The organism is Brevibacterium sp. HMSC063G07 (assembly GCF_001810665.1).
Lineage (GTDB): Bacteria > Actinomycetota > Actinomycetes > Actinomycetales > Brevibacteriaceae > Brevibacterium.
The window spans coordinates 132,387-156,106 of sequence record NZ_KV802321.1 but is presented as its reverse complement, the minus strand read 5'-3'; the positions used below and the strand labels follow the sequence as shown (position 1 = coordinate 156,106).

Here is a 23,720-nt window from a genome sequence, read left to right as displayed (position 1 = left end):
CACGGGCAGCCGTACTAAAGTGGACGGTGTGATGCGTTTTACCGACTTTCTCGTGAATTCCCTGTCGGCGCTGCTCATTGCGGTCACCGGTATTGTCCTTGTCGTTGTGGGAATCGTCGCGGCTGTCATCTTCCCAGGTGCCGCCGGTGTTGTCATCGGCCTCATCATTGTGCTCACCGGTTTGGCGATTCTGGCCGGCACTGTCGGAATGAGCTTGGAATGGGCCCGCACCCAGGACCGCATTGATGCTCTCAATGCCGAGATCGCGGAAGCCCGCAAAGTCGAAAACACCATCTACTACGCTGCGGCACTGCCCGAAGACGATCAACCGGACGCTCCCGCAGCACAGAAGCTGCTCGAGGTCTTCTCCGCGGACAGTCCGCTCATGGAAAACCTCCGCATCAATCGTGGTCAGGACCTTCCGGCCGAAGGTGCCGCGCAGCTTGATGACTTCCTCAGCTCGTCAGCCAAGCAGTCATTCGCCGATGCGGCCGTGCACACCGCTTTTATGGACGTTTTCCGCGCCGCACGCGATCTGCACGCCTGGCTGAAGTCTGAAACTGCCGAAGCCGACGGCGTCCGGTCGATCATTCCCGGCGACACCAGAGAAGGCGGATGGCGTGAGTTCGCTGCCGCGGCCAACGCAGGCGACACCCTCTCCCAGAATCTGTTGGGCGCGCGGGCGGCCTTTGAGCGGGCAGTGCTCGAAGCTGACCTCCTGTGAGTCCGGCTGGACAGGCCGCCTATCCTCCCGGCTCTGCTCGCCCAGCGTCGGCGGCCGGGATCCCACCTGCTGCAGGACTGTTCAGCAGAACCGCAGCAGTGTTCCTCGGCGGTGCAGTCGGCACTGCTGCGCGCGCAGGTTTGGGGATCCTGTTCGACGCTGACTGGGCTGTGCTGATTGCCAACACACTGGCGTGTGGTCTGCTCGCGTTCATCTGTGCTCGCCCTTCGCTGCTGGCACCGCACTCGCTCCTGCGCCTGGGGCTGGGCACCGGTTTGGCCGGTGCTTTCTCAAGCACGTCCGCAATAGCTGTGCACAGCTTTCTGACCGGGTCCGCGGTGTACCCGCTGCTGTCAGCCACGGCTGGGCTTGTGGCAGTCGCAGTTGGAATCATGGTTGGCAACCGGTTCGAAAGGTCATCATGAGCGGGCCTGTTTTCGCCCTCGTGTGCGGCGCCGGGGGTCTCGGAGCCGCCGCGCGCTTTCTTCTCGATACCGCTCTCTCACGCCTGTTTCGCTCACCGGCCTGGCCGGTGGGCATCTTCGTGGTCAATGTCATCGGCAGCTGTGCCGCGGGGGCCGCCGCGGCTTGTCTGACCGGGCACGAGGTGCCGCTCACCGTGGTCTCAACAGGTTTCCTTGGCGGCTTCACAACCTTCTCAACACTGATGGTATCGACGGTGCAGATGCTCATCACCCGCCGAACTGTGCTTGCGGTGAGCTACTGCGCTGCCACCGCTGTCTTCTGCGGCGGCGGGGCATGGGTGTTCTTCCGGCTGTTCAGCTGAGCCGCCCGGCACCCGAACTCAGCATCGGATCCACCAGTCGGTGTGCGGAGCCACCGGCACGGTGCGCTTGTGTCGACTGCGCATGAAGAGCTGTTCGATCTTCATCGCAACGTCTTCGGGCACCTCGCCGCCTTCGAGGTACGTGTCGATCTCCCGGTAGCTCACACCGAGTGCCTCTTCGTCCGACTGTCCGGGGGCGTCGTCCAGAAGATCAGCCGTCGGCGTCTTTTCGTACAGGCGGGCGGGGGCTCCCATTTCTTCCAAAAGGGCCCGACCCTGACGTTTGGTCAGCCCGGACAGCGGCATGACGTCCGCTCCCCCGTCGCCGAACTTCGTATAGAAGCCGGTGACAGCTTCGGCGGCGTGGTCTGAGCCGACAACGAGCTGACCGGATGCTCCGGCAATGGCGTACTGCGCGGCCATGCGGATGCGCGCTTTGACGTTGCCGCGATTGAAATCGCTCATCGGCTCACCCAGGGCCGAAGTGAATTCGTCTGCCAGAGCGTCGACGCAGCTGCCGATGTTGAAGTCGACGTCTTTGTCCGGCTGGATGAAGTCCATGGCAAGCTGCACGTCTTCGTGATCAGACTGGACGCGGTAGGGCAGCCGCACGGCGGTGAAGGCAACCTCTTCGCCGAGCGAACGGAGCTTCTCGGCTGCCATCTGGCACATGCGCCCGGCGAGTGTGGAGTCTTGGCCGCCGGAAATCCCCAGCACGAAGCCGCGAGCTCCCGTTGTCAGGCAGTAGTCGACAAGGAACTGCACGCGCACAGCGATTTCGTCACGCGGTTCGATGGACGACTTCACTGCCAGGGAAGCCCGGATTTTGTCAGCAAGCCTAGTCATGGGCACAACGGTAGCCCGAAGAAGAATTCACACCAATTTGTCAGCACGCAAACAGGCCGTCTGCGGGTGTGAGTTTCACAACAGCAGACGGCCTGCGTCACAGGCAGCCGGTGGAGTCTTAGGCGTCCGGCACCAGATTGACGAGCTTGGGAGCCTTGACGATCACGCGGCGAAGCCCAGTACCTGCCAGTGATCGCTGGGCTCCAGGTGATTCGATGGCGAGCTTCTCAAGCTCTTCCTCCGTGATGTCAGCAGGAACTTGAAGCCGGTCGCGCACCTTGCCCTTGACCTGCACCACTGCGGTCACGGTCTCAGCTTTGAGGTAGCACTCATCGGCTTCTGGGAATGCGCGGTAGGCCAGGGTTTCTTCGTGTCCCAAACGCTCCCACAGTTCTTCAGCAATGTGCGGCGCCAAGGGACCCGTCATCTGCACGAGAGCTTCGACGGCTTCCCGCGGCGCCTCGCCCGCCTTGGTGAGGTGGTTGGTGAGAACAATGAGTTTGGCCACGGCGGTGTTGAAGTGCATGTTCTCCATGTCTTCAGTGACACCGGAGATCGCAGTGTGCATGGCGCGCAGGGTCTCTTCGTCCGCAGCGTCGTCAGTGACCAGCAGTTCGCCGGAGTCTTCATCCACGACCAGGCGCCACAGCCGCTGCAGGAAACGCTGCGAACCGACGACAGCGCGTGTTTCCCAGGGGCGCGACATGGTCAGCGGGCCCATCGACATTTCGTAGACTCGGAAAGTGTCAGCGCCGAAGGCCGCATACATTTCGTCCGGTGTGACGACGTTCTTGAGCGATTTGCCCATCTTGCCGTATTCGCGGCTGACTTCCTCACCTTCGTACCAGTAGGTGGTTTCGCCGGCATCGTCCGTGCGCTCTTCGACATCTGCCGCGGGCACGTAGACCCCGCGCGCATCCGTGTAGGCATAGGCCTGGATATACCCCTGGTTGACCAGGCGGTGGAACGGCTCGGACGACGAAATGTGTCCCAGGTCGAACAGAACCTTGTGCCAGAAGCGGGCGTAGAGCAGGTGCAGGACAGCGTGTTCGACACCGCCGACGTACAGACCGGCACCCCCGGCGGGGCGCTCGGCAGTCGGCCCCAGCCAGTAGGCCTCGTTGACCGGATCGACAGCGGCGTCATCATTTGTCGGGTCGGCGTAGCGCAGCTGGTACCACGACGATCCCGCCCAGTTGGGCATGGTGTTGGTTTCACGGCGGTACTGCTTGGGACCATCGCCCAAGTCGAGGGTGACATTGACCCACTCTTCTTTGCGACCCAGCGGAGGTTCGGGTTCCGAAGCCGCGTCGTCAGCATCAAAGGTGCGCGGAGAGAAGTCGTCCATTTCCGGCAGGTCGACGGGCAGCTGCTCTTCCGGCAGGGCGTGCGGAACACCGTCTTCGTCATAGACGATGGGGAACGGCTCACCCCAGTAGCGCTGGCGGGAGAAAAGCCAGTCGCGCAGACGGTACTGCGTGGTTTCCTCAGCAAGGCCCTGACCTGCCAGCCATTCGACGACAGCGGCTTTCGCGGCTTCCACTTCCAGGCCGTTGACGTCGATCTCAGCATTGGCTGAATTGATCTTCTCACCTTCGCCCTGATAGGCGGAATCTTCGTCGTGTTCGGCGTCAGGCTGGACCGTGCGGATATACGGCAGGTCGAACACCTTCGCGAAGTCCCAGTCGCGGGGGTCTTCAGCAGGAACACCCATGACGGCGCCCGTGCCGTAGCCCATGAGCACATAGTCGGCGATGAACACCGGGATCAGCTGCCCCGTTGCCGGGTTCGTCGAGTACGTGCCGGTGAAGACACCGGTCTTGTTCTTATCCTGTTGGCGCTCCACGGGGGTGCGCCCAGCTGCCCAGCGCTGATATTCCTCTACTGCCTCAGCCGGGGTGCTCTTACCGCCCTTCCAAGCGTCGGGGGTCTGCGCCGGCCACTGGTCGGCCGTGTATGACTCAACGAGCGGGTGCTCCGGCGAAAGAACGAGGAACGTTCCGCCAAACACCGTGTCGGCGCGCGACGTGTAGACCTCGATGCACTCCAAGCCCTCGGTCTGCGGCTCATAGCGCAGGAAGGCACCGGTCGAACGGCCAATCCAGTTGCGCTGCATGGCCTTGATCGCATCGGGCCAGTCGACCTTGTCGAGATCGTCGGCCAGACGGTCGGCATAGGCGGTGATGCGCATGTTCCACTGCCGCAGACTGCGCGTGTACACAGGGAAGTTCCCGCGCTCCGACAGGCCTTCGGCCGTGACCTCTTCGTTTGCGAGCACAGTTCCCAGGCCCGGACACCAGTTGACAGGAGACTCTGAAATATAGGCCAAGCGGTATCCCTGCAGCACCTCTTCACGTTCTGCCGAGCTCAGCTCTGACCACGGGCCCCGGCCGGTGTCACGACCCTGCTCGAACTGGGTCACAAGCTCCGAGATCGGGCGAGCGGCGCCTCGTCCCCCATCAGCTTCGGGGTCGTACCAAGAATTGAAGACCTGCAGGAAGATCCACTGCGTCCACTTGACGAACGCGGGATCCGTTGTGGCGAAAGAACGGCGAGGGTCGTGTGCCAGGCCCATGCGGAACAGCTGCTTCTGCATGTTGGCAATCGCAGCATCGGTCGTCACACGCGGATGTTGGCCCGTCTGCAGTGCATACTGTTCTGCTGGAAGCCCAAAGGCGTCGTAGCCCAGCGCGTGCATGACGTTCTTGCCGCGCATGCGCAGGAACCGGCCGTAGGTGTCAGTCGACACGTAGCCCAGCGGGTGGCCCACGTGCAGCCCGGCACCGGAGGGATACGGAAACATGTCCATGATGTAGACCGGTTCGCGGTCTTCTGCGGAGAAGCCGTTGATCGACTCTGCGAGATCACCCTTGGGATTGGGAGCTGCGAAGGTCTGCTGCTCCTGCCACCGACGCTGCCACTTCTTTTCGATCTTTTCGGCAAGAGCCGCGTCATACCGAAAAGAAGCGGGCTTGGGCGACGTAGACGTCATCGGGGTCCTTCCAGGTGAACACTGTGGGTCGCGGCCAATTCTATGCACAGGCACAGACAAACGCTCAGCGTGTCCGACATGTCCGCCAAGGTGCGCATGCGCCGTGAGACCAATACGATGGCAATAACCATTCGAAGGAGATTGCATGACGCTGATGATGCCGATGTCGTCGACGCCGCTGGAATTCGAGCTTGACACCACGTCGACCATCCCCGATTCCCTGACCGCCCGAGTCGAAATCGACCCCGAAGCGCATCTGCTCAGCCGCCTGGAGAGCGGACGCGAAGAAGAAGTCAGCGCACGTGAATTCTTCACCGACGTCGTGGCGCGCGCAAAGGGCCTCATGAAGCGCGGAGTCGGCCCGGGCGTACGCGTGGGCATCTTCGGTCCCACCAGCTACTACTGGACCGTCATGGACTTCGCGATCAGCTTCGCCGGCGGCATTTCCGTACCGTTCTACGACACATCAAGCCGCGATCAGGTCGCCTGGATCCTCGAAGACGCCGGCGTCACAATCGCCCTTGCCCAAGACGACGAATACGCGCAGCGCCTGCGCGAAGCGGCCGCAGACAACATCGAAGTCTTCGTCTGGGACGGCGGCTGCACAGAGCTCATCGCCGAAGGCCGGTCGGTCAGCGACGACGAGCTCAGCGCACACCGCTCGGCCATCCAGCAGGCTGATGTCGCCACGATCATCTACACGTCGGGCACCACGGGCAAACCCCGCGGCTGCGAACTCACCCACGCCAATTTCGTGCAGACGACACAGGCAGCCCGCGCACACGTCCCGGAAGTCTTCTACCCCGGAGCGCGCTGCCTGCTGTTCCTGCCCACGGCACACGTCTTCGCCCGCTTCATCCAAACGGCGTGCATCATCCAGGGCGCAGTGCTGGCGCACGAAGCCGATCTGACCAAACTCACCGAATCACTCGGCCTGTTCCGCCCCACGTTCATCCTGGGTGTGCCGCGAGTCTTCGAAAAGGTGTTCAACGCCGCGCTGCAGAACGCCGAAACCTCCGGCAAGGGCAAGGTGTTCAGCGCCGCGGAGAACGTCGCCGTCGCCTATTCGGAAGCCAAGTCCAAGGGCAAGGTCCCACTCGGCCTGAAAATGCAGCACGCCCTTTTCGACAAGCTCGTCTACAGCAAACTGCGCAAGATCCTCGGAGGCCAGGCCGCCCACGCAGTTTCCGGCGGCGGCCCCCTGGGCACCCGCCTGGGCCACTTCTTCGCCGGAGTCGGCATCGACGTTCTCGAAGGCTACGGCTTAACGGAGACCACCGCGCCCATCAGCGTCAACACCCCGGGGCTCAGCCGCATCGGCACGGTCGGCACCCCATTTCCGGGCTGCTCCGTAGCACTTGCTCCCGACGGCGAAATCCTCGCCAAGGGACTGTGCGTGTTCAAGGACTACCTGCACAACGACGAAGCCACCAAGAACAGCTTCGTCGACGGATGGTTCCGCACCGGCGACATGGGGTCAATTGACGAAGACGGCTTCATCACCATCACCGGCCGCAAAAAGGAGCTCATCGTCACCGCCGGAGGCAAGAACGTCGCTCCGGCTCCCATGGAGGACATCATCCGGCGCCACCCAGCTGTGGGCCAGCCGGTTGTGATCGGCGAAGGACAGAAGTTCGTTTCCGCGCTCATCTTCCTCGATTCGGAAATGCTGCCCGGCTGGCTTGAAAGCAAAGGCCTGCCGAACATGTCGTTGGAAGAGGCCGCAAAGCACGAACGCGTGCAGCACGCAGTCCAGAAGGCCATCGACCGGGCAAACAAAACCGTTTCGCGCGCCGAGTCGATCCGCGCCTTCCGCATTCTGCCGGTCGAACTGACCGTGGAGAACGACTACCTGTCAGCCAAGCAGTCAGTCAAACGCCACCTGGTCACGCGCGACTTCGCCGAAACCATTGACGAGATCTACGCGCAGCAGAAACCAGCCGGGTGATCAGCTGAGATCACGCGGCAAGACACACGCTTCTGCTCCACGAGCAGATGCTCCATGAACCCTGTGAATTCTCTAAGATAGAACTATGAACGCTCAAAACGACGCCTCCCGCAAACCCTCCGCCACCTCGGCCAAAAAACCGGCAGACGCCGCCGACAAGACTTCGGCGAAATCTGAATCCGCAGCAGCCGCGCAGAAGCCCGCATCTTCGGCACGGGCAGCTGACAAGGCTGCGGCCTCCGACAAGACACAGACCACAAAGCCTGACACTGACGCCGAGTTCACCCTCACACCAGACGGCGTACCGGACTTCGCCAACGAAATCGACTCGATCCGCTCGCTGCGCAACAGCCTGGAAAAGCGCAAGGGTCCCAAGTCGGACGCGTGGAAGATCAACTATCCGTACGACGAAAAGCTCAGCCGCAAGGAATACGAACGCACCAAGCGCGCCCTGCAGATTGAGCTGCTGAAGCTGCAGACCTGGATCAAGGAAAGCGGGCAGAAGCTCGTCATCATCTTCGAAGGCCGCGACGCCGCAGGCAAGGGCGGAACCATCAAGCGGTTCATGGAGCACCTCAACCCCCGCGGCGCCCGGGTCGTCGCACTCGAAAAGCCCACGGAGCGCGAACAGACCCAGTGGTACTTCCAGCGCTACGTCTACCACCTGCCGGCCGCCGGTGAAATGGTGCTGTTCGACAGGTCCTGGTACAACCGCGCCGGCGTTGAGCGCGTCATGGGCTACTGCTCGCCGGAAGAGTACCTCGACTTCACCCGCTCGGCCCCGCAGTTTGAGAACATGCTCGTGAACTCCGGCATCAAACTGGTCAAGTTCTGGTTCTCCGTGGGACGGGAGGAGCAGCTGCACCGCTTCGCTTCGCGCAGCAACGACCCGGTCCGCCAGTGGAAGCTCTCACCGACTGACCTTGCAAGCCTCGACAAGTGGGACTCCTACACCGAGGCCAAGGACGCCATGTTCTTCTACACTGACACCGCGGCAGCCCCGTGGACCGTCGTGAAATCGAACGACAAGAAGCGCGCCCGACTCGAAGCGATCCGCCACGTGCTCAACCAGTTTGACTACCCTGGCAAGGACGAAGAAATCGCAACCGCACCCGATCCCCTCATTCTCGGATCCCGCTTCGACATCTACGATTCGGGCGAAACACCGGGCGTGCGATTCGACACCCTCGAGATCTGATTAGGAACCTATGACTCAGCTTCTGACGGACAAGAAAAGCGAAGACGAATATTCGGTCCCGCTGACGGCCCGTCCGGCCATCGCCCACATCATTCGGGCGATGGCCCGCTTCGGGGCCCGCTTGGGCAACCAGTTCGGTGCGGCGATCACGTACTTCCTCGTGCTCGCCATGATCCCGATCCTCATGTTCGCCTTCTCTGCTCTCGGATTCTTCCTTGACGTCGTCCGTCCAGAAGCGGTCGAAACCGTCAACGACTACATCGAAAGCTCGCTTGGCTCAAGCGACGAAATGGCCGAGATGCTGACGAACTTCATTTCCAACTGGAAGGCCGTCGGCATCGTCGGTATCCTCTCGGCGCTCTACACCGCACAGGGATTCATCGGCAACCTCAAAGACGCCATCCGCGCTCAGCTGGCTGCCGATATGGGTGAGATTCCCAAGCAGGCGTTCCCCGTTCGGGTGATCACGAACATCGGAACACTCATCGGGATCCTCATCCTCACGGGCCTGACAATCGCAGGCACCGTGATCGGCACCGGTCTGCAGTCCTTCATCGCCGAACTGTTCCAGCTGCCCGGCTGGGCGGCCCCAGTGCTCAACATCGTCACGATCCTGCTGACACTGGGCCTGGGCTGGGTTCTGTTCATGTTCATCTTCTGGGCGATTCCGGCTCATCCGCTGCCCAAGCGCACGCTCATGCTCGGTTCGCTGTTCGGTGCGATTGCCCTGACGGTGCTGCTCAATCTGGCAACCGTGCTCATTTCGCTGTTCTCCGGGTCTCCAACGGCTGCTCTGTTCGGCCCGGTCATTGCGATCATGCTGTCGATGAACCTCTTCGCCCGCATCATCCTGGTAGTTGCCGCCTGGATGGGAACGAGCGCAGAAGCCCCCGTGTTCGGACGAGTGAGCGAAGACCCGAAGACCGTCTCCCAGCGGGAGAACATCGAACCGCCGTCGGTTGTTGCCCACCTGGGCGCCCTGGTCGTCGGGACGGGCATCGTCGCGGCAACCATTCTGGGCCTCAAACGCTACGAAGAAAAGCGCTGAGCTGATCAACACGCACGGTCTGCGGGCGGAGGAAGACTTCTTCCTCCGCCCCGCGCTTTCCCTGGCGCCGGATCTTCTTGGCCGCGTGCTCATCCACAGCGACGCAGACGGCACCGTCGCACTGCGCATCACCGAGGTCGAGGCCTACGTCGGAAGCGCCGACCCCGGCTCCCACGCCTTCAACGGCAAGACTGAGCGCAATCAGACGATGTTCCGCTCCGGCGGACACCTGTACTGCTATTTCATCTACGGGATGCACTTTTCCATCAACCTCGTTGCCGACCGCGCAGGGTGTGGCACGGGAGTGCTCATCCGCTCCGGCGAAATTCTCGAGGGCGAAGACCTTGCCCAGCAGCGCCGCATGGCCCGCCGGTCCACGCCGGTCCCCCACCGCCTGCTGGCTTCTGGCCCGGGCAATCTGGCACAGGCGCTTGGAGCCGACCGCGACGACGACGGAGCAGACCTCATCAGCCCCGGTGAGTGGCACCTGCGTTTGGGGAGCGAACAGCCGGACCGGCACCTCGTGAGAAACGGCCCGCGCGTGGGAGTCGGCGGCCAAGGAGGCGACCCGGCGGTCTTTCCGTGGCGCTACTGGATTGACGGCGAACCATCCGTTTCGAAATTCCGCGCGGGACGTCACGTCCGCCCTGCGGGCGACTGGGCGATAGGGCCGCCTCCCCAGTAGAATGATCCCGATTATCAGCCAAAGGAAGGAACCCCCAGGGTGAGTGAGCTTACCGAGAAGCGCCTGAGCGAATGGAATGCGAAAGCAGAAGCCGCCGAACAGCTTCTTCCCGCTGTCGGCCGCCTCTACCGCAACAACCGCGTACAGCTGACCATCTTCGGTCGGACTCTGCAGAACAAATCGGTCAACGGCATCATCAAGGCCGCCCGCTACGCGCGACACCACAATAACGGCGTCGAACTTGACCTCAGCACCGCAGCTGAAGTCGCAGGCGTCCTCGAAACCCTCGATCTGGGTGAAAGCACCATCGATCTGGGCCGCCTGACCTCCGGCTTTCAGGCACAGAGCAGCAGCCTCGAAGAATACCTCCGGGGCGAACTGGCTGACGCTGTCGGCAAGGCCGGAAAGTCGCCGGCTCCGCGTGACGTCGTGCTGTACGGCTTCGGGCGGATCGGCCGTCTGCTGGCCCGCATCCTCGTTCAGCAGGCAGGCGGCAACGGGCTGAACCTGCGCGCCATCGTGGTCCGCAAGGGCTCTGACGACGACATCATCAAGCGCGCCTCGCTGCTGCGTCGCGACTCTGTGCACGGCAAATTCGACGGCAACATCGTCGTCGACGAAGAAAACAGCACCATTCAGGCCAACGGCGTTCTCATCAACGTCATCTACTCGTCGGACCCCGCAAGCGTCGACTACACCGCCTACGGCATCAACGACGCCATCATCGTCGACAACACCGGTGTGTGGCGTGACGAAGCTGGGCTCAACCAGCACCTGAAGTCCAAGGGCGTCAGCAAGGTCATCCTCACCGCACCGGGCAAGGGCGATATCAAGAACATCGTCTACGGCGTCAACACCGCAGACATTGAAGACTCCGACACCATCCTGTCGGCGGCATCGTGCACCACCAACGCCATCACGCCCACGCTGAAGGTCATCAACGACAGCTTCGGCATCCGCAACGGGCACGTGGAAACCGTGCACGCGTTCACCAACGACCAGAACCTCATCGACAACTTCCACAAGGGAGCACGCCGCGGCCGCGCAGCCGGCCTCAACATGGTTCTGACCGAAACCGGTGCCGCAAAGGCCGTAGCCAAGGCCCTGCCGGAACTGGAGGGCAAACTGTCCGGCAACGCCATCCGCGTTCCCACCCCGAACGTTTCGATGGCCATCCTCAACCTCAACCTGGACAAGGCCACCACCAAGGACGAACTCAACACCCACCTGCGCGATGTTTCGCTGGATTCGCCATTGCGCAACCAGATTGACTACATCGCAAGTCCCGAAGTCGTCTCGACTGACTTCGTGGGCTCTCACCGTGCCGGCATCGTCGACGGTCTGGCCACGATTGTCGACGGCGACCGCGCTGTCGTCTACATCTGGTATGACAACGAGTACGGCTACTCCTGGCAGGTTGTCCGCTGCCTCGCCGTTATGGCCGGAGTTCAGGCCCCTTCGCTGCCCGGCAACGACTGATCATGTATCTGCTCGCCCTCGATGAGGGGACGACGAGCACCCGTGCGGTCATCTTTTCCGAAGATGGCCGCACGGTCGCTTCTGCGTCCAGCGAATTCACCCAAAGCTTCCCGCAGCCCGGCTGGGTCGAACACGACGCCCAGGAGATCTGGCTGACCTCCAGCCAGGTGATCGGCGCGGCTTTGGGCCGCGCTCGTCTCACAAAGGACGATATTCGCGCCGTCGGAATCACCAATCAGCGCGAAACCACGGTCCTGTGGGACAGACAGACAGGTGCTCCCGTGGGTCCGGCGATTGTCTGGCAGGACGGACGGGGCACCGACATCGCCGAAACGCTCACCGAGCACACTGATGAAAGCCGCGCCATCACGGGCCTGCCCGTCAACACGTATTTTTCAGCCGTCAAGCTCATGTGGATGCTGCGCGAGGACGACGGTCTTCGAGCCCGTGCCGAAGCTGGGGAACTGGCCTTCGGCACGATCGATTCGTGGCTGATCTGGAATCTGACCGGCGGAGTGCACGCAACGGACGTCACGAACGCTTCGCGCACCATGCTCATGGATCTGCGCACCGGCCAGTGGTCCGACAGGATGCTCGAGCTCACAGGAATTCCGCGGGTGATACTGCCGGAGATCAAGCCGTCGGTGGGCTTCTTTGGTGAGGTCTCTGAGGGCCAGCTGCTGCGCGGCACGCCGATCACCGGTGTTCTGGGCGACCAGCAGGCGGCCGCGTTCGGCCAGTGCTGTTACCGTCCCGGTGATACCAAGAACACCTACGGCACGGGCGGTTTTCTGCTGACCAATACCGGCACCGACATCCCGAGTTCTGACAGCGGACTCGTATCGACCGTCGCCTACGGTCACGAAGGCAGTCAGCTGACCTACGCGCTGGAAGGCTCTATTGCGGTGGCGGGATCGCTCATCCAGTGGCTGCGCGACAACTTGGGCCTGGTGCAGTCCTCGGATGAAATCGAATTGCTGGCTCGCTCTGTCAGCGACAACGGCGATGTCTACCTGGTTCCGGCTTTCTCCGGTCTGCTGGCTCCGCACTGGCGGCCCGATGCACGGGGTGTTCTGGTGGGGCTGACCCGCTTTGCCGGTCGCGGGCACATTGCCCGAGCCGCCTTAGAGTCAACCGCCTATCAGACTGCGGAAGTGCTCGCCGCCATGCGGGCCGATTCGGGCTACGACATCAGCGAAATCCGCGCCGATGGCGGTATGAGTCTGAATGATCTGCTCATGCAGTTCCAGGCAGACCTCCTGGGCACTCCGGTCATCCGGTCCTCCACCTCGGAATCGACTGCTTTGGGCGCTGCGTTTGCAGCGGGACTCGGCTGCGGCCTCTATTCGAATCTTGATGAACTCACCGAGCTGTGGTCAGCCGACCGCACGTTCCAGCCCGAGCGTGATCGCGACTGGGCACAGGCCCGGATGACCCGCTGGTCTCAGGCGGTCGAGCGCTCCCTCGGCTGGGTTTGAGGGCGTGGGTTCCGTCGGCGATTTCGGCTGGGTGCGCGCCGACTTCCGGCTAGTGCGCACCTGCCGAAGCCGACGAGGCGGAGCCCACCTCTGCGCTGTCGCCCAGGGTGGTGCGCGTCTTCCCCTGCTGGCCGACCCGTGTGGCCAGTGGAATCTCTTTGACGAACAGCAGAATCACCGCCGCAATGGCCAGCAGCGGAACTACCCACAGGAAGATCGGCACCAAAGCGTCGTTGTAGGACGCGATGACCGCATCGTGAACGGGTGCGGGAAGTTCAGCCGCTTTTGCCGGAGTCAGCTGAGCCGAAGCGTCTGCCGCACCCTTCGCCTTGACGGGAAGGGATTCGGCGAGGTTCGCCATGAGCCTGGCAGTGAACACCGATCCGATGACCGACATGCCCAAGGTCGCGCCGATCTGGCGGAAGAAGTTATTCGACGCTGTTGCAGTGCCGACCATGCTCACCGGAAAAGAGTTCTGCACAATCAACACCAGCAGCTGCATTGACAGCCCGATTCCCGCACCCAGCATTGCCAGTTCGGCAATGGGAATGACAGCGGGATCATCCGGGTGCATGCGCGACATGAAGAACAGCGCTGTTCCCATGACGACAGCACCGATGATCGGATAGATCTTGTAGCGGCCCCAGCGGGAAACGACAAAGCCGATTGACGTCGACACAATGAGCACACAGCCCATCATCGGGGTCATCATCAGTCCCGCACGCGCTGCTTCGACACCGTGCACCATCTGCAGGTAGGTCGGCATATACGACAGGACGCCGAACATGGCCACGCCGATGAAGACACCCGCGATCGTGCACAGTGTGAAATTGCGATCAGCGAACAGGGACATGGGCACGATCGGCTCGGTGACTCTGCATTCGACGAACACGAAGACCGCCGCTGAGATCAATGACGCAGCACCCAAGCCGATGATGACCGGATCCGTCCACGCGTACTGGTGACCGCCCCAGGCTGACAGCAGCACGAGGCACGTGGTGAAGACCACGATGAGCATCATCCCGCCGCCGTCAATGTGGGGCCGCTGGGCCGCCTTTTGGTGCGGGAGCTTCAGCAGGAAGACAGCTGTCAGAAGAGCCAGGGCACCCAAGGGCAGGTTGATGGCAAAAGCCCACCGCCACCCCGGGCCCTCGGTGATCCAACCGCCCAACAGCGGCCCGGCAACAGACGACACGGCAAAGGCCGAGCCCATGATCCCCATGTACTTGCCGCGGCTGCGCGCCGGCACGATCGTTGCGATGATCGCCTGCGAAAGCGTCATGAGTCCTCCCCCGCCGAGTCCCTGAAAAACCCGTCCGGTGATCAGCATGGCCATCGAGTCGGCGAACAGGGCGATGACGGACCCCAGGATGAAAACCGAAATCGCCACGATGAACAGCGGCTTGCGGCCGAACAGGTCGCCGATTTTGCCGTACGCCGGCATTGTCGCGGTTGAAGCGAGCATAAACGCGGTTGAGACCCACAGCATGCTGTCCCAGCCGTCGAGTTCTCCCACGATGGTCGGCAGCGCCGTTGCCAGAACCGTCTGGTTCAGCGAGAACATGAACATCGCCACGAGCAGGCCGACAAACACCCACAGCACGGCACCGCGCGACATGCTCTCAGCAGAGTCCTCACCGGCATCGGCGCCGATTGCGCTGCCGGAATCTTCAGCGGCAGCTACAGCAGTGTCGTCGGTCATTTCATCCTTTCCAAAAGCTGTCCGCACAGTGCAACCGTGTCGGCAAACGCCCGGTCGAATTCTTCCTGGCTCTCACCGCTGAGCTGATAGGCAAGAGCCAGGGGCACAGAGCACACGCGGATGATCATGCGCCCCACAACCGTGCGGTCACCGTCGGGCAGCTGCACTCCGAGGCTTTCAACACGGTCGGCTATCTGCTCGGCCAGATGTATTTCAATGCCGCGGGCAATCTCCACATTGCGCCGAACCAGCATCGGATAGCGACGCAGCACCGCTTTGCGCTTGTCTCTGTCCACCGCGTCACCGCCGATGCGGCTGTACACCGAGCGCATCACCGCCGACACGTCCTCCAGCGGGCTGCCCTTCGGCGGGCAGTCCGACACATACTCAGCCAGCCGCTGCGGATTGAGGGTCTGATCGCTGATGCCGACGATGGCGTCTTCTTTTGTTTCGAAGTAGTTGAAGAACGTGCGCGGTGACACGCCTGCGGTCTGGGCAATCTGCGCGGTGGTCACCTTTTCCAAGGACTCTGCGTAGACGAGGTCGACGGCGGCAGCGTGGAGCGCCGATCGAGTGGCGTTCTGTTTGCGCACGCGAAGCGAATCCTGTTCAGTCACACTCACTATTATGCAGTCACTGCAAACTTGCATCAACTGCAATTTCTGCCGCCGCACATATATCGAAGCCCGGACTGAAAGCCCGCTGCCCCACACGCACCGGTCAGCTCACATGCCGCTCCCGTATTCTTGAGCCATGGCTCGAGAGTCTTCTATTCCCCACATTCTTTCGATGCTGCGCATTATTCTGCATTTGAGCTTCGCAGCTCTGCTGAGTGTCGGCATTGTCCGCACGTTCCTCGAGCGGACCCAGCTTGCGCCTCTCATCTGCATTCTTCTGACAGCAGCGTTCACCGCCTGCCTGTACTTTGTGGGGACGTTCAGCGAAATCCGCTTTGCCAAGGGAGAGTCATCTTTCGACCCTCGGTCTCTGATCACATGGTGGCTTGCTTCCATCCTCGTTCTATGGGCCGGACTGACGCTCTCCAGTGAGAGTTTCGTGTGGGTGTCCTTCCCCCTGTTCTTCCTCGTCATCTACGCGTGGCCGCCGATTGCTGCTGCCGCCGCCATTGTGGGGATGATCACCGTCATCGCCTGCAGCAGCGTTCTGAACTCGGTGTTCACTCCCGGCGTTGTCATCGGCCCAATCGTCGGGGCGATCGTGGCCGTCACCATCTCGGCGGTGTACGCGAAGCTCGTCGACGAAGCCGTGCGCACACGGGCCGCATTCGAAGAGCTGCGCGCCGCCCAGGCGAAGCTGGCCCTGTCTCAGCAGCAGGAGGGTCGACTGGCCGAGCGGCAGAAAGTCGCCGCGGAGTTCCACGACACGATTGCCCAGAGCCTGCTGTCCATTGTGCTCATTGCCCGTGCCGGTCAGAATCGAAGCGAACCGCAGGCGCTGCACGCCGACCTGGGGACAATTGAGAACACGGCCGCGCAGAGCCTCACGAGCGTCCGCGGCTTCCTCGCCGGCGAGGAACTGGGCGGAAGCTCTGCCGAGGCGGAACTCGCCGAAGCCTGCACCACTGTCGAAGCCGCCGCATCGGCAATCGGGACTCCCCTGCGGGCAGCGTTCTCTACTGAAGGCACAAAGATCGGCCTGGCGCCGTCTCTGGAGTATTTCTTCTCGCGGGCAGGGCAGTCTCTTCTGTCGAATGCCCTTCTGCATTCCGAGGCCGACTATGTGTCCGTGACCCTGCACTACTGGGGTTCGGCTGTCAGCCTCGATGTTGTTGACAACGGCAGGGGCTTTGCCGGCAAGCACTTCGGCTACGGGCTCAATTCGCTCAGTGAGCGCACGGAAGAGCTGGGCGGTTCGATGACTCTGCGCTCAACCCCCGGCTCCGGCACCGAAGTGAGCGTATTCGTGCCGATCACAGGCGATTCGCTGGCCCGCCCGGCAGCCACATCGGCGCCCCCGAGCGAACAGCAGCCCACGTGGAGGAGCACACCGGCCCAGCAGGAGGAATCATGGTGATACGCGTTCTTCTTGTCGATGATCACCCGGTCGTCCGCGCGGGCCTGGCCTCCGTCATCTCCAGCGCGGACGACATTGATGTTGTCGACGTCGCTGAATCGGGTTCAGACGCGCTCAACCGTCTGCGCGCTTTCGACGTGGACCTCGTGGTGTCTGACCTGCAGATGCCCGGCGGTGACGGCATTGAACTGATCAAAGCGCTGCCGCAGGGCCCGCCGGTGCTCATTCTGACGACTTTCGACACGCAGGCGCTGGTCTACCGGGCCGTCGATGCCGGTGCGGCAGGCTATCTGCTCAAGGACTCCCCGGCGGATACCCTGCTCGACGGCATCCGCCGCGCAGCCGCGGGCCAACCGGTCATGTCCGATGCTGCCGCGACCGCCCTGATGCAGCGCACTCGCGTGGCGCACAGCGAACTGTCTGAGCGAGAAACTGAGATTGTCCGTCTGCTGGCAGCAGGACGCACCAACAGCGACATCGCCGGCGAGCTGTTCATTTCTCTGGCAACCGTGAAAACCCACGTCAGCCGCATTTTCGACAAACTCGGCGTGGACAACCGGACCGCCGCCGCGAAAAGAGCCCGCGAACTCGGGCTCATCAGCTGAAGCCTGCAGGCCCCAGCACGCGGCAGCGCACAGCGGGACTGAGGGACCGCCTAGACCTGACGGGTGTGCGGGCTGTTTCACATGTACTGGCGCAGCCGGGCGCGCTGACGTTCAAGGACCTGCAGCTGTTCGAGCAGTTTGGCAGAAGCCGCACCGTCATTTGGGTCGCTGCGCAGAAGCTGCGAGTGCAGCAGTCCCGCAATGCGCACAATGTCCTTGTCGAAAAGGCGGGCAACAATGGAGCGGCAGTACCGCCCGACCTCGTCTTCCCTCTGTGCCGGAAGGGGCCGCACCACCAGTTCCGCCACGATCTGCTTGGCCCGTTCATCACAGTTTTCTATCACGCGCTCCGGCCAGTGCTGGGGGTTCTGCACTGCCCACGCCATACCGCCTGCCGCCTGCATGGCCTGGAAGACAGCGCGGCTTCCAGCGTCATTGAACGCTTCCGGTTTGAGCCGGTCAAACAGCTTGACGTTGATGAAGTCGGGCTTCTGCAGAGCTACCTGCAGCGCGCCGCGCTCAATGCGAAAACCCGTGTAGTCCTGCTCGGTGCCGCCGATTTCCTGCTGATAGGACTCAACATCGTTGGCAATCCGCGCCCGCCCCGGATCCTCCGTGCGGCCGGGCTGCTGGTTCGCATAGTGACTCGTGTGCCCCACTCCCCCACGAGCCACTGGCTGCTCCCAGCTGCGGTTGGCCCGGTCTCTTCCCGGTTGGGCGGCCTGTCGGTTCGCCGTGCCGGCTCGCTGCACGGCATCGCGAACTTCGTCAAAGGTCATGCCCAGACGGCCTGAGAGCCACCGCTCATAGCCGGGGCGCATACCGCGATCGCGGATCGAGGCGACGATCGGCGCGGCTTCGCGCAGGGCCTTGACGCGGCCTTCGACGGTGTCGAGGTCGTAGTCGGCGATTGCCTTGGTCAGTGCGAATTCAAACAGCGGTCGGCGTGACTCAATGAGATCGCGCAGCGCACCATCGCCCTTGCGCAGGCGGATGTCCGCCGGGTCGAGCCCCGAGCGCTCAACCGCGACGAAGGTGTCAGCAGTGAATTCGCTGTCTTCGCGGAATGCGCGAAGAGCTGCCTTCTGACCGGCTTCGTCGCCGTCGAAGGTGAAGATCACTTCGCCTGTTTTAGATGCGGCATCGCCCATCAGCCTGCGGATGACCTTGGCGTGCTCTGCCCCAAAGGCCGTACCGCAGGTCGCAATCGCACAGTCAATCCCCGCCAGGTGGGCGGCCATGACATCCGTATAGCCTTCGACGACGACCACCCGGCCCTGCCTTGCGATTGCCCGCTTGGCCCGGTCCAGGCCGTAGAGAACCTGATTCTTCCGATAGAGCGGAGTTTCGGGAGTGTTGAGATACTTCGGACCTTCGTCATCGTCATAGAGCTTGCGCGCGCCAAAGCCGATCACACGGCCGGTCACATCGCGGATCGGCCAGATCAGCCGACCTCGGAAGCGATCGTAGACTCCACCTCGGCGGCCTTCTGCGGCAAGCCCTGCGGCAGTCAGCTCTTTGTCGAGGAAGCCCCGCGAGCGCAGGTGCTTGCTGAGATTGTCCCAGCCGCGCGGCGCATAGCCCACACCAAAGGAAGTGAGCGCTTCTTCGTCAAAGCCCCGCTCGGCCATGTAGCGGCGCGCTTTTTCGGCTTCGGGTGAGCGGATGTTCGCCCGGAAGAAATCCTGGGCTTCTTTGTGCGCTTCGAGCAGACGGGCCCGCTGGCCCGCCTCGCGCCTGTCCGGTCCGCTGCCCTTTTCATAGCGCAGCTGCACGCCGGCGCGTTCGGCCAGCCGCTCGACTGCTTCCGTGAAGGTGCAGCCGTCCATTTTCTGCAGGAACGTGTAGGCATCCCCGCTTTCCCCGCAGCCGAAGCAGTGGTAGTAGCCAGAGCTGGGCCTGACGTGGAAGGACGGGGTCTTCTCGTCGTGGAAGGGGCACAGGCCCTTCATCGAGTCGACGCCCGCGCTGCGCAGAGTGACATATTCGCCGACAACGTCGTCTATGCGCACGCGGCTGCGGACTTCGTCGATGTCATCGCGCACTATCAGCCCCGCCATGGCCCTTCCTCCCCTCGGAATGCCGCCGTCGGCACCTGTCCGGACAGTCGGCCTGAACAGCAGCTCACAGCAGGCTGCCCGTGTCCTCCTGCATAGCATGGTAGAACGACCACGCGGAATGGTCGGTCAAGCTGGCCACTTGGTCGATGACGGTGCGAAGCTTTCCATCGTCACCGTCGGCGTCCCGGTAGTCCAGCCAGAACATGGTGTCCATCGCGTCGGGCTTTTCGCTGAAGTATTCGCACAGGGCGCTCAGCACCCGCCCCTGAATCCGCTGAGTCTTCATGCGCTCTTCGGCAACCATGACGGTGACGGTCGCCAAGCCTTTGAGCACCGCGATTTCGTGTTCAGTTGTCTGCGGCACAACGAGGTTCCCCTGGTATCGGCCAAGCGGCTCCCAGCCGTAGCCTTCGCGAGTGGCGGCTTCTGCCGCGCCTACAAACCGGCCGATGAGCTGGCTGGTCAGGTGCTTCATGGCCGCTTGCGCGCGGCGGGAGCCGTCAAAGCGCTCTGTCGGCCAGTATGCGGTTGAGCGCAGCCGGTTCAGGGCGTCGATGATGTCTTCGTCGCGTGCCCCAGGCAGGTACCAGGAGCGGGTGATGTCTATCAGCCCGGCCATGGCGTGATCGTTTTCGTAGGCTTCGAACACCAGGTGGCCGGAGTTGACGGCGTCTTCGACATCGTGGACGGAGTACGCGATGTCATCGGCGAGGTCCATCAGCTGAGCTTCGATGCACCGCTGGGTTCCCTCTCTGCCGTCGCGGATGAAGGCGAAGACTGTGCTGTCGTCTTCGTAGGCGCCGAACTTCCGCACCGGGGCTCCCGCTTTGTCCGGTGTTGGAGCACTGTCGCGTGACCACGGGTATTTGATGCACGCGTCGAGGGTTGCCCGGGTCAGGTTCAGCCCGGCCGGCCCGCCCTCGTCGGTGAAGACCTTCGGTTCGAGACGCGTGAGTATCCGCAGGGTCTGCGCGTTGCCCTCAAATCCTCCGATGTCTTTTGCGAACTCATCGAGAATGGTTTCGCCGTTGTGGCCAAACGGCGGATGGCCCAGATCGTGGGCCAGTGAAGCTGTTTCAACGATGTTGGGGTCGCAGCCGAGGTACCGGGCGAGTTCACGGCCAACCTGGCCCACTTCGAGCGAGTGGGTCAGCCTGTTGCGCACGAAGTCGTCTGTACCAGGTGAAACCACTTGGGTTTTTGCGGACAGGCGGCGCAGTGCCGATGAGTGCAGGAGTCGTCCGCGGTCGCGCTGAAAGGCCGATCGCCGCGGATTCTTACGGGGTTCAATGACCCAGCGTTCGCGAGAGTGGTCGTCGTATTCGGCAACACCGCCGGTCAGTGACACATCAGCCTCCGGAAATGTCGAGTTCGGCTTCAGAGATGTCCGCGTGGGCTTCGTGGTCGAAGATCCGGTCGTCCAGCCAGCCGTCGGGCAGGTGGGGTCGGCGAGCCCGTCCGGTGCGTCCGCGCACACCTTCAGCGGCAGCGCCCGGATAGGGTGCGCTGTGGTCGAGTTCGTCGAGGAAGCCGCGCAGCTCTTCGAGGCTGGAGACCATTGCCAGGCGTGTCCGCAGCGTTCCGCCGACCGGATATCCCTTGAAGTACCACGCCATGTGTTTGCGCAGATCGCGCACGCCGAAGAATTCATCGTCGTAGTAGTCGCGCAGGTATTCGCCGTGGCGGTACACGACGTCGGCCACGTCTCCCAAGCTTGGCCGGTGTCGCTCCTCGGAGCCGTTGAGCGCGTTCTGCAGATCGCCGAACAGCCACGGTCGGCCCTGGCAGCCGCGTCCGATCACCACGCCGTCGCAGCCGGTCGTGGCCATCATGGCCTGTGCGTCTTCGGCAGCGAAGATGTCTCCGTTGCCCAGCACCGGCACGCGATCGCCCACGTAGTCTTTAAGCCGGGCGATGGCGTCCCAGTCGGCTTGACCGGAATACAGGTCAGCGGTTGTGCGCCCGTGCAGCGTCATTGCCGCCACACCCGCGTCAATGCCGATGCGCGCCGCATCGAGGTACGTCAGATGGTCGGCGTCAACGCCTTTGCGCAGTTTGATGGTCAGCGGAATATCGCCTTTGTCGGCTTCGCGGACAGTGGTGTGGACGATGTCGCTGAACAGGTCGAGCTTCCACGGCAGCGCTGATCCGCCGCCTTTGCGGGTGACTTTCGGAACGGGGCAGCCGAAGTTGAGGTCTATGTGGTCTGCCCGGTCTTCTTCTACGAGCATGCGCACGGCTGCGCCCATGGTTTCAGGATCCACGCCGTACAGCTGGACTGAGCGCGGGGTTTCCCACTCTTCGTGCTGAATGATGCGCATGCTCTTGTCGCTGCGTTCGATGAGGGCTCGGCTGGTGACCATTTCCGTCACGTACAGTCCGGCCCCGTATTCGCGGCACAGGCGGCGAAACGCGGTGTTGGTGATGCCGGCCATGGGGGCGAGCACCACCGGGGAGTCCAGTTCGATGTCGCCGATGCGCAGCTTCGTTTTCTCAGTCACAGTCACGGGCACATTATCCCAGGCGGTGCAAGTCCTGTGCGCTTCCGGTGTTCCCTGTGCTGCCGCCGGACGGTGCCAGAATGCAGATTCTCCTTCACGCCCGGCCTACGGCGGGCTAGTGTGACGCTATGTCCCTGCTGCTCACGGCCCTTCCGGTTCTCACCGCGATCGGCCTTCTTCTGGTGGGCCGAGGCGCCGTCACCGCCGCTGTGGTTTCTGCGGCTGCCGCAGCTGTCGTCGGAGTGGGTACGGGCAGTCTGTCATGGAACCACCTGGGTGAGGCCGGCGAGTACGGGCTGCTGACACTTCAGGTGCTGCTCATTCTGCTGTTCGGCATGCTGTTGGCCGCGCTTCTGGAGCGTTCGGGCGCAATGGCGGAACTGTCGCGCTTTCTGTCTGATTCTGTCCCCACACCGGCGCTGGGGGCTGCGGCGGTTGTCTTCGGCGTTGTCCCCTTCGCCGAATCGGTTACAGGCTACGGAGTCGGCGTGACGGTGGGCGTGCCGATTCTTCGCGCTTTGGGATTCGCCCCCGCCAGGGCCGTCATTTTGGGCATGCTCGGCCTCAACACGGCGGTGTGGGGTGCTCTGGGCCCCGGTACGTCAATTGCAGCCCAGCTGTCCGGACAGACTTTTCGGGACGTCGGCGTGTTCTCTGCGCTGTTCTTCGGCCCGACTCTCCTCTTGGTGGCGGCATCGGCATGGCTGACCCTGCGCTTGCGGACGGGCGAACCCGATTCACCACACTCTGAGCAGCGCGGCCTGACTGCCGCGATCGCGGTTTTCGGTTCGGCTCTTCTCCTGTGGGCGGCAGTGCTGACGGTCAACCTGCTCATCGGCACCGCCGTTGCCGGTGTGCTCGGCGGTCTGATTGTGCTCATTGTGCTGTTCGGCTTCTTCAGGCTCCGCCGCGGCCGTCTGCCAGCCCGCCGCGCCACCGCGGTCGCGGGTCTGCCCTACGCGGTTCTCACCGGCGGGCTGTTGGCTTCCTACGCCGCTTATGCCGCTTGGGAAAATCAGCTCACGGCAATTCTCATCTGGCCGCCGGTGTGGCTGGCTGCAGCCTGCGCGACTGTTTTCTTCATCTGGCGGCGCCGGGCTCTTCTTCCCGAGGTGCCCGCTGCCGTCCGCCGCTGGGTCCCCGTCGGAGTGTCCACGGGCGGCTTCATGATGCTGGGGTGGATCATGACCGTCACCGGCATGAGCACCGCACTGGGCGAAGCGGCTTCTGTTCTCGGCGTGTGGCCGGCACCAACGCTGAACACGCTTGGCGGGTATCTGGTGGGCAACACCACCGGGTCGAACGCCATGTTCGCCCAGACAATCGCCTCTATGGCCGCCGGCAGCGGAGCAGATGTGCTTCTGACGATCGCCGCTGCCAATGTGGCGTGTTCTCTGGCGATCATCGCCTCTCCCCCGCGACTTCTGCTGGGCATGCAGATGGCAGGGGCGAATCCGGCGAGCGACCAGCGTCCCATCACACGGATTCTCAGTGCGGCAGTGTGTCTGAACACGCTTGTCATCACCGCGGTTCTTACCGCAGCCGTCCGGCTTTCCTCTGCGGCCTGAACTCGCCGACAGGTCTCGCTTCCCACACTATGGACAGACCCTGGAAGCGTCAGCGGACACTTCCT

19 protein-coding genes are annotated in these 23,720 nt (G+C 62.8%); 12 read left to right on the top strand and 7 right to left on the bottom strand.

Translation table 11 applies throughout. The annotated features are described in order from the left end of the window. The first annotated feature begins 28 nt into the window (after window positions 1-28). Genes HMPREF2757_RS00705 through HMPREF2757_RS00695 form a run of 3 tightly spaced genes read left to right on the top strand, consistent with a single transcriptional unit; the run spans window position 29 to window position 1,511 of the window. Window positions 29-724, top strand: a complete 696-nt coding sequence (locus tag HMPREF2757_RS00705; RefSeq protein WP_141750121.1) for a hypothetical protein — start codon at window positions 29-31, stop codon at window positions 722-724. After that, a complete protein-coding gene (locus HMPREF2757_RS00700) occupies window positions 721-1,149 on the top strand; it encodes a CrcB family protein (protein WP_141750120.1) in 429 nt (142 codons plus the stop codon). The genes HMPREF2757_RS00705 and HMPREF2757_RS00700 overlap by 4 nt, the downstream gene beginning before the upstream one ends. Further along, window positions 1,146-1,511, top strand: coding sequence for a fluoride efflux transporter FluC (locus HMPREF2757_RS00695; RefSeq protein WP_070572432.1), 366 nt, complete (start codon window positions 1,146-1,148; stop codon window positions 1,509-1,511). The genes HMPREF2757_RS00700 and HMPREF2757_RS00695 overlap by 4 nt, the downstream gene beginning before the upstream one ends. Before the next feature lie 18 nt (window positions 1,512-1,529). Here the strand turns inward: HMPREF2757_RS00695 and nadE are convergent, their stop codons facing one another. Beyond that, window positions 1,530-2,357: an ammonia-dependent NAD(+) synthetase gene (gene nadE / locus HMPREF2757_RS00690; protein WP_070572430.1), complete on the bottom strand. Its 828-nt coding sequence runs from the start codon at window positions 2,355-2,357 to the stop codon at window positions 1,530-1,532. Between the two features lie 118 nt (window positions 2,358-2,475). Continuing rightward, complete coding sequence (gene leuS, locus HMPREF2757_RS00685) at window positions 2,476-5,349, bottom strand: leucine--tRNA ligase (protein WP_070572428.1); 2,874 nt, start codon at window positions 5,347-5,349, stop codon at window positions 2,476-2,478. Window positions 5,350-5,494: 145 nt separating this feature from the next. On the opposite strand from leuS, the gene HMPREF2757_RS00680 reads away from it, so the two are divergent. From HMPREF2757_RS00680 to glpK, 6 genes are all read left to right on the top strand, one after another. Then, window positions 5,495-7,297 (top strand): AMP-dependent synthetase/ligase, encoded by a 1,803-nt coding sequence (locus tag HMPREF2757_RS00680; protein WP_070572426.1) that lies wholly within the window; start codon window positions 5,495-5,497, stop codon window positions 7,295-7,297. 85 nt (window positions 7,298-7,382) lie between these two features. Beyond that, complete coding sequence (ppk2, locus tag HMPREF2757_RS00675; RefSeq protein ID WP_070572424.1) at window positions 7,383-8,495, top strand: polyphosphate kinase 2; 1,113 nt, start codon at window positions 7,383-7,385, stop codon at window positions 8,493-8,495. A 10-nt stretch (window positions 8,496-8,505) separates the two neighbouring features. Next, entirely contained in the window at window positions 8,506-9,543 is a 1,038-nt protein-coding gene (locus HMPREF2757_RS00670; protein WP_070572422.1) for a YhjD/YihY/BrkB family envelope integrity protein, read from the top strand. Between the two features lies 1 nt (window position 9,544). Continuing rightward, window positions 9,545-10,228 carry a DNA-3-methyladenine glycosylase gene (locus HMPREF2757_RS00665; RefSeq protein ID WP_141750128.1) on the top strand — a complete coding sequence of 228 codons (684 nt, stop codon included), beginning with the start codon at window positions 9,545-9,547 and terminating at the stop codon, window positions 10,226-10,228. 39 nt (window positions 10,229-10,267) lie between these two features. Beyond that, window positions 10,268-11,707, top strand: a complete 1,440-nt coding sequence (locus HMPREF2757_RS00660; protein ID WP_070572420.1) for a glyceraldehyde-3-phosphate dehydrogenase — start codon at window positions 10,268-10,270, stop codon at window positions 11,705-11,707. Between the two features lie 2 nt (window positions 11,708-11,709). Then, window positions 11,710-13,185 carry a glycerol kinase GlpK gene (gene glpK, locus HMPREF2757_RS00655; RefSeq protein WP_070572419.1) on the top strand — a complete coding sequence of 492 codons (1,476 nt, stop codon included), beginning with the start codon at window positions 11,710-11,712 and terminating at the stop codon, window positions 13,183-13,185. A gap of 49 nt (window positions 13,186-13,234) precedes the next feature. Here glpK and HMPREF2757_RS00650 read toward each other — a convergent pair whose 3' ends face one another. Together HMPREF2757_RS00650 and HMPREF2757_RS00645 are read right to left on the bottom strand one after the other, a co-directional pair. Then, window positions 13,235-14,887: an MDR family MFS transporter gene (locus HMPREF2757_RS00650; RefSeq protein ID WP_070572417.1), complete on the bottom strand. Its 1,653-nt coding sequence runs from the start codon at window positions 14,885-14,887 to the stop codon at window positions 13,235-13,237. Next, on the bottom strand, window positions 14,884-15,504 hold the full coding sequence (locus HMPREF2757_RS00645) for a TetR/AcrR family transcriptional regulator (RefSeq protein ID WP_218079060.1): 621 nt from the start codon (window positions 15,502-15,504) through the stop codon (window positions 14,884-14,886). Before HMPREF2757_RS00645 ends, HMPREF2757_RS00650 begins: the two co-directional genes overlap by 4 nt. 136 nt (window positions 15,505-15,640) lie before the next feature. Between HMPREF2757_RS00645 and HMPREF2757_RS00640 the strand changes: the two genes are divergently transcribed. After that, complete coding sequence (locus tag HMPREF2757_RS00640) at window positions 15,641-16,921, top strand: sensor histidine kinase (RefSeq protein ID WP_083304024.1); 1,281 nt, start codon at window positions 15,641-15,643, stop codon at window positions 16,919-16,921. Then, window positions 16,915-17,526 carry a response regulator gene (locus HMPREF2757_RS00635; RefSeq protein WP_070572412.1) on the top strand — a complete coding sequence of 204 codons (612 nt, stop codon included), beginning with the start codon at window positions 16,915-16,917 and terminating at the stop codon, window positions 17,524-17,526. Before HMPREF2757_RS00640 ends, HMPREF2757_RS00635 begins: the two co-directional genes overlap by 7 nt. A gap of 77 nt (window positions 17,527-17,603) precedes the next feature. On the opposite strand, the gene dnaG is transcribed toward HMPREF2757_RS00635, so the two are convergent. From dnaG to dusB, 3 genes are all read right to left on the bottom strand, one after another. Beyond that, the gene (gene dnaG / locus HMPREF2757_RS00630; RefSeq protein ID WP_070572410.1) at window positions 17,604-19,586 is read right to left on the bottom strand and encodes a DNA primase; all 1,983 of its coding nucleotides are present in this window, start codon (window positions 19,584-19,586) and stop codon (window positions 17,604-17,606) included. 64 nt (window positions 19,587-19,650) lie between these two features. After that, window positions 19,651-20,934: a deoxyguanosinetriphosphate triphosphohydrolase gene (locus HMPREF2757_RS00625; RefSeq protein ID WP_070572408.1), complete on the bottom strand. Its 1,284-nt coding sequence runs from the start codon at window positions 20,932-20,934 to the stop codon at window positions 19,651-19,653. A gap of 1 nt (window position 20,935) precedes the next feature. Beyond that, the gene (gene dusB / locus HMPREF2757_RS00620; RefSeq protein ID WP_370919371.1) at window positions 20,936-22,087 is read right to left on the bottom strand and encodes a tRNA dihydrouridine synthase DusB; all 1,152 of its coding nucleotides are present in this window, start codon (window positions 22,085-22,087) and stop codon (window positions 20,936-20,938) included. 128 nt (window positions 22,088-22,215) lie between these two features. Between dusB and HMPREF2757_RS00615 the strand changes: the two genes are divergently transcribed. Then, complete coding sequence (locus HMPREF2757_RS00615; RefSeq protein WP_070572405.1) at window positions 22,216-23,655, top strand: L-lactate permease; 1,440 nt, start codon at window positions 22,216-22,218, stop codon at window positions 23,653-23,655. Window positions 23,656-23,720: the final 65 nt, after the last annotated feature.

Coding starts and splice junctions, on each gene's coding strand:
- nadE (WP_070572430.1), bottom strand. CDS start 2,357: ATGACTAGGCTTGCTGACAAAATCCGGGCTTCCCTGGCAGTGAAGTCG.
- HMPREF2757_RS00640 (WP_083304024.1), top strand. CDS start 15,641: ATGGCTCGAGAGTCTTCTATTCCCCACATTCTTTCGATGCTGCGCATT.
- glpK (WP_070572419.1), top strand. CDS start 11,710: ATGTATCTGCTCGCCCTCGATGAGGGGACGACGAGCACCCGTGCGGTC.
- dnaG (WP_070572410.1), bottom strand. CDS start 19,586: ATGGCGGGGCTGATAGTGCGCGATGACATCGACGAAGTCCGCAGCCGC.
- HMPREF2757_RS00680 (WP_070572426.1), top strand. CDS start 5,495: ATGACGCTGATGATGCCGATGTCGTCGACGCCGCTGGAATTCGAGCTT.
- leuS (WP_070572428.1), bottom strand. CDS start 5,349: ATGACGTCTACGTCGCCCAAGCCCGCTTCTTTTCGGTATGACGCGGCT.
- ppk2 (WP_070572424.1), top strand. CDS start 7,383: ATGAACGCTCAAAACGACGCCTCCCGCAAACCCTCCGCCACCTCGGCC.
- HMPREF2757_RS00615 (WP_070572405.1), top strand. CDS start 22,216: ATGTCCCTGCTGCTCACGGCCCTTCCGGTTCTCACCGCGATCGGCCTT.
- HMPREF2757_RS00650 (WP_070572417.1), bottom strand. CDS start 14,887: ATGACCGACGACACTGCTGTAGCTGCCGCTGAAGATTCCGGCAGCGCA.
- HMPREF2757_RS00670 (WP_070572422.1), top strand. CDS start 8,506: ATGACTCAGCTTCTGACGGACAAGAAAAGCGAAGACGAATATTCGGTC.
- HMPREF2757_RS00695 (WP_070572432.1), top strand. CDS start 1,146: ATGAGCGGGCCTGTTTTCGCCCTCGTGTGCGGCGCCGGGGGTCTCGGA.
- HMPREF2757_RS00635 (WP_070572412.1), top strand. CDS start 16,915: ATGGTGATACGCGTTCTTCTTGTCGATGATCACCCGGTCGTCCGCGCG.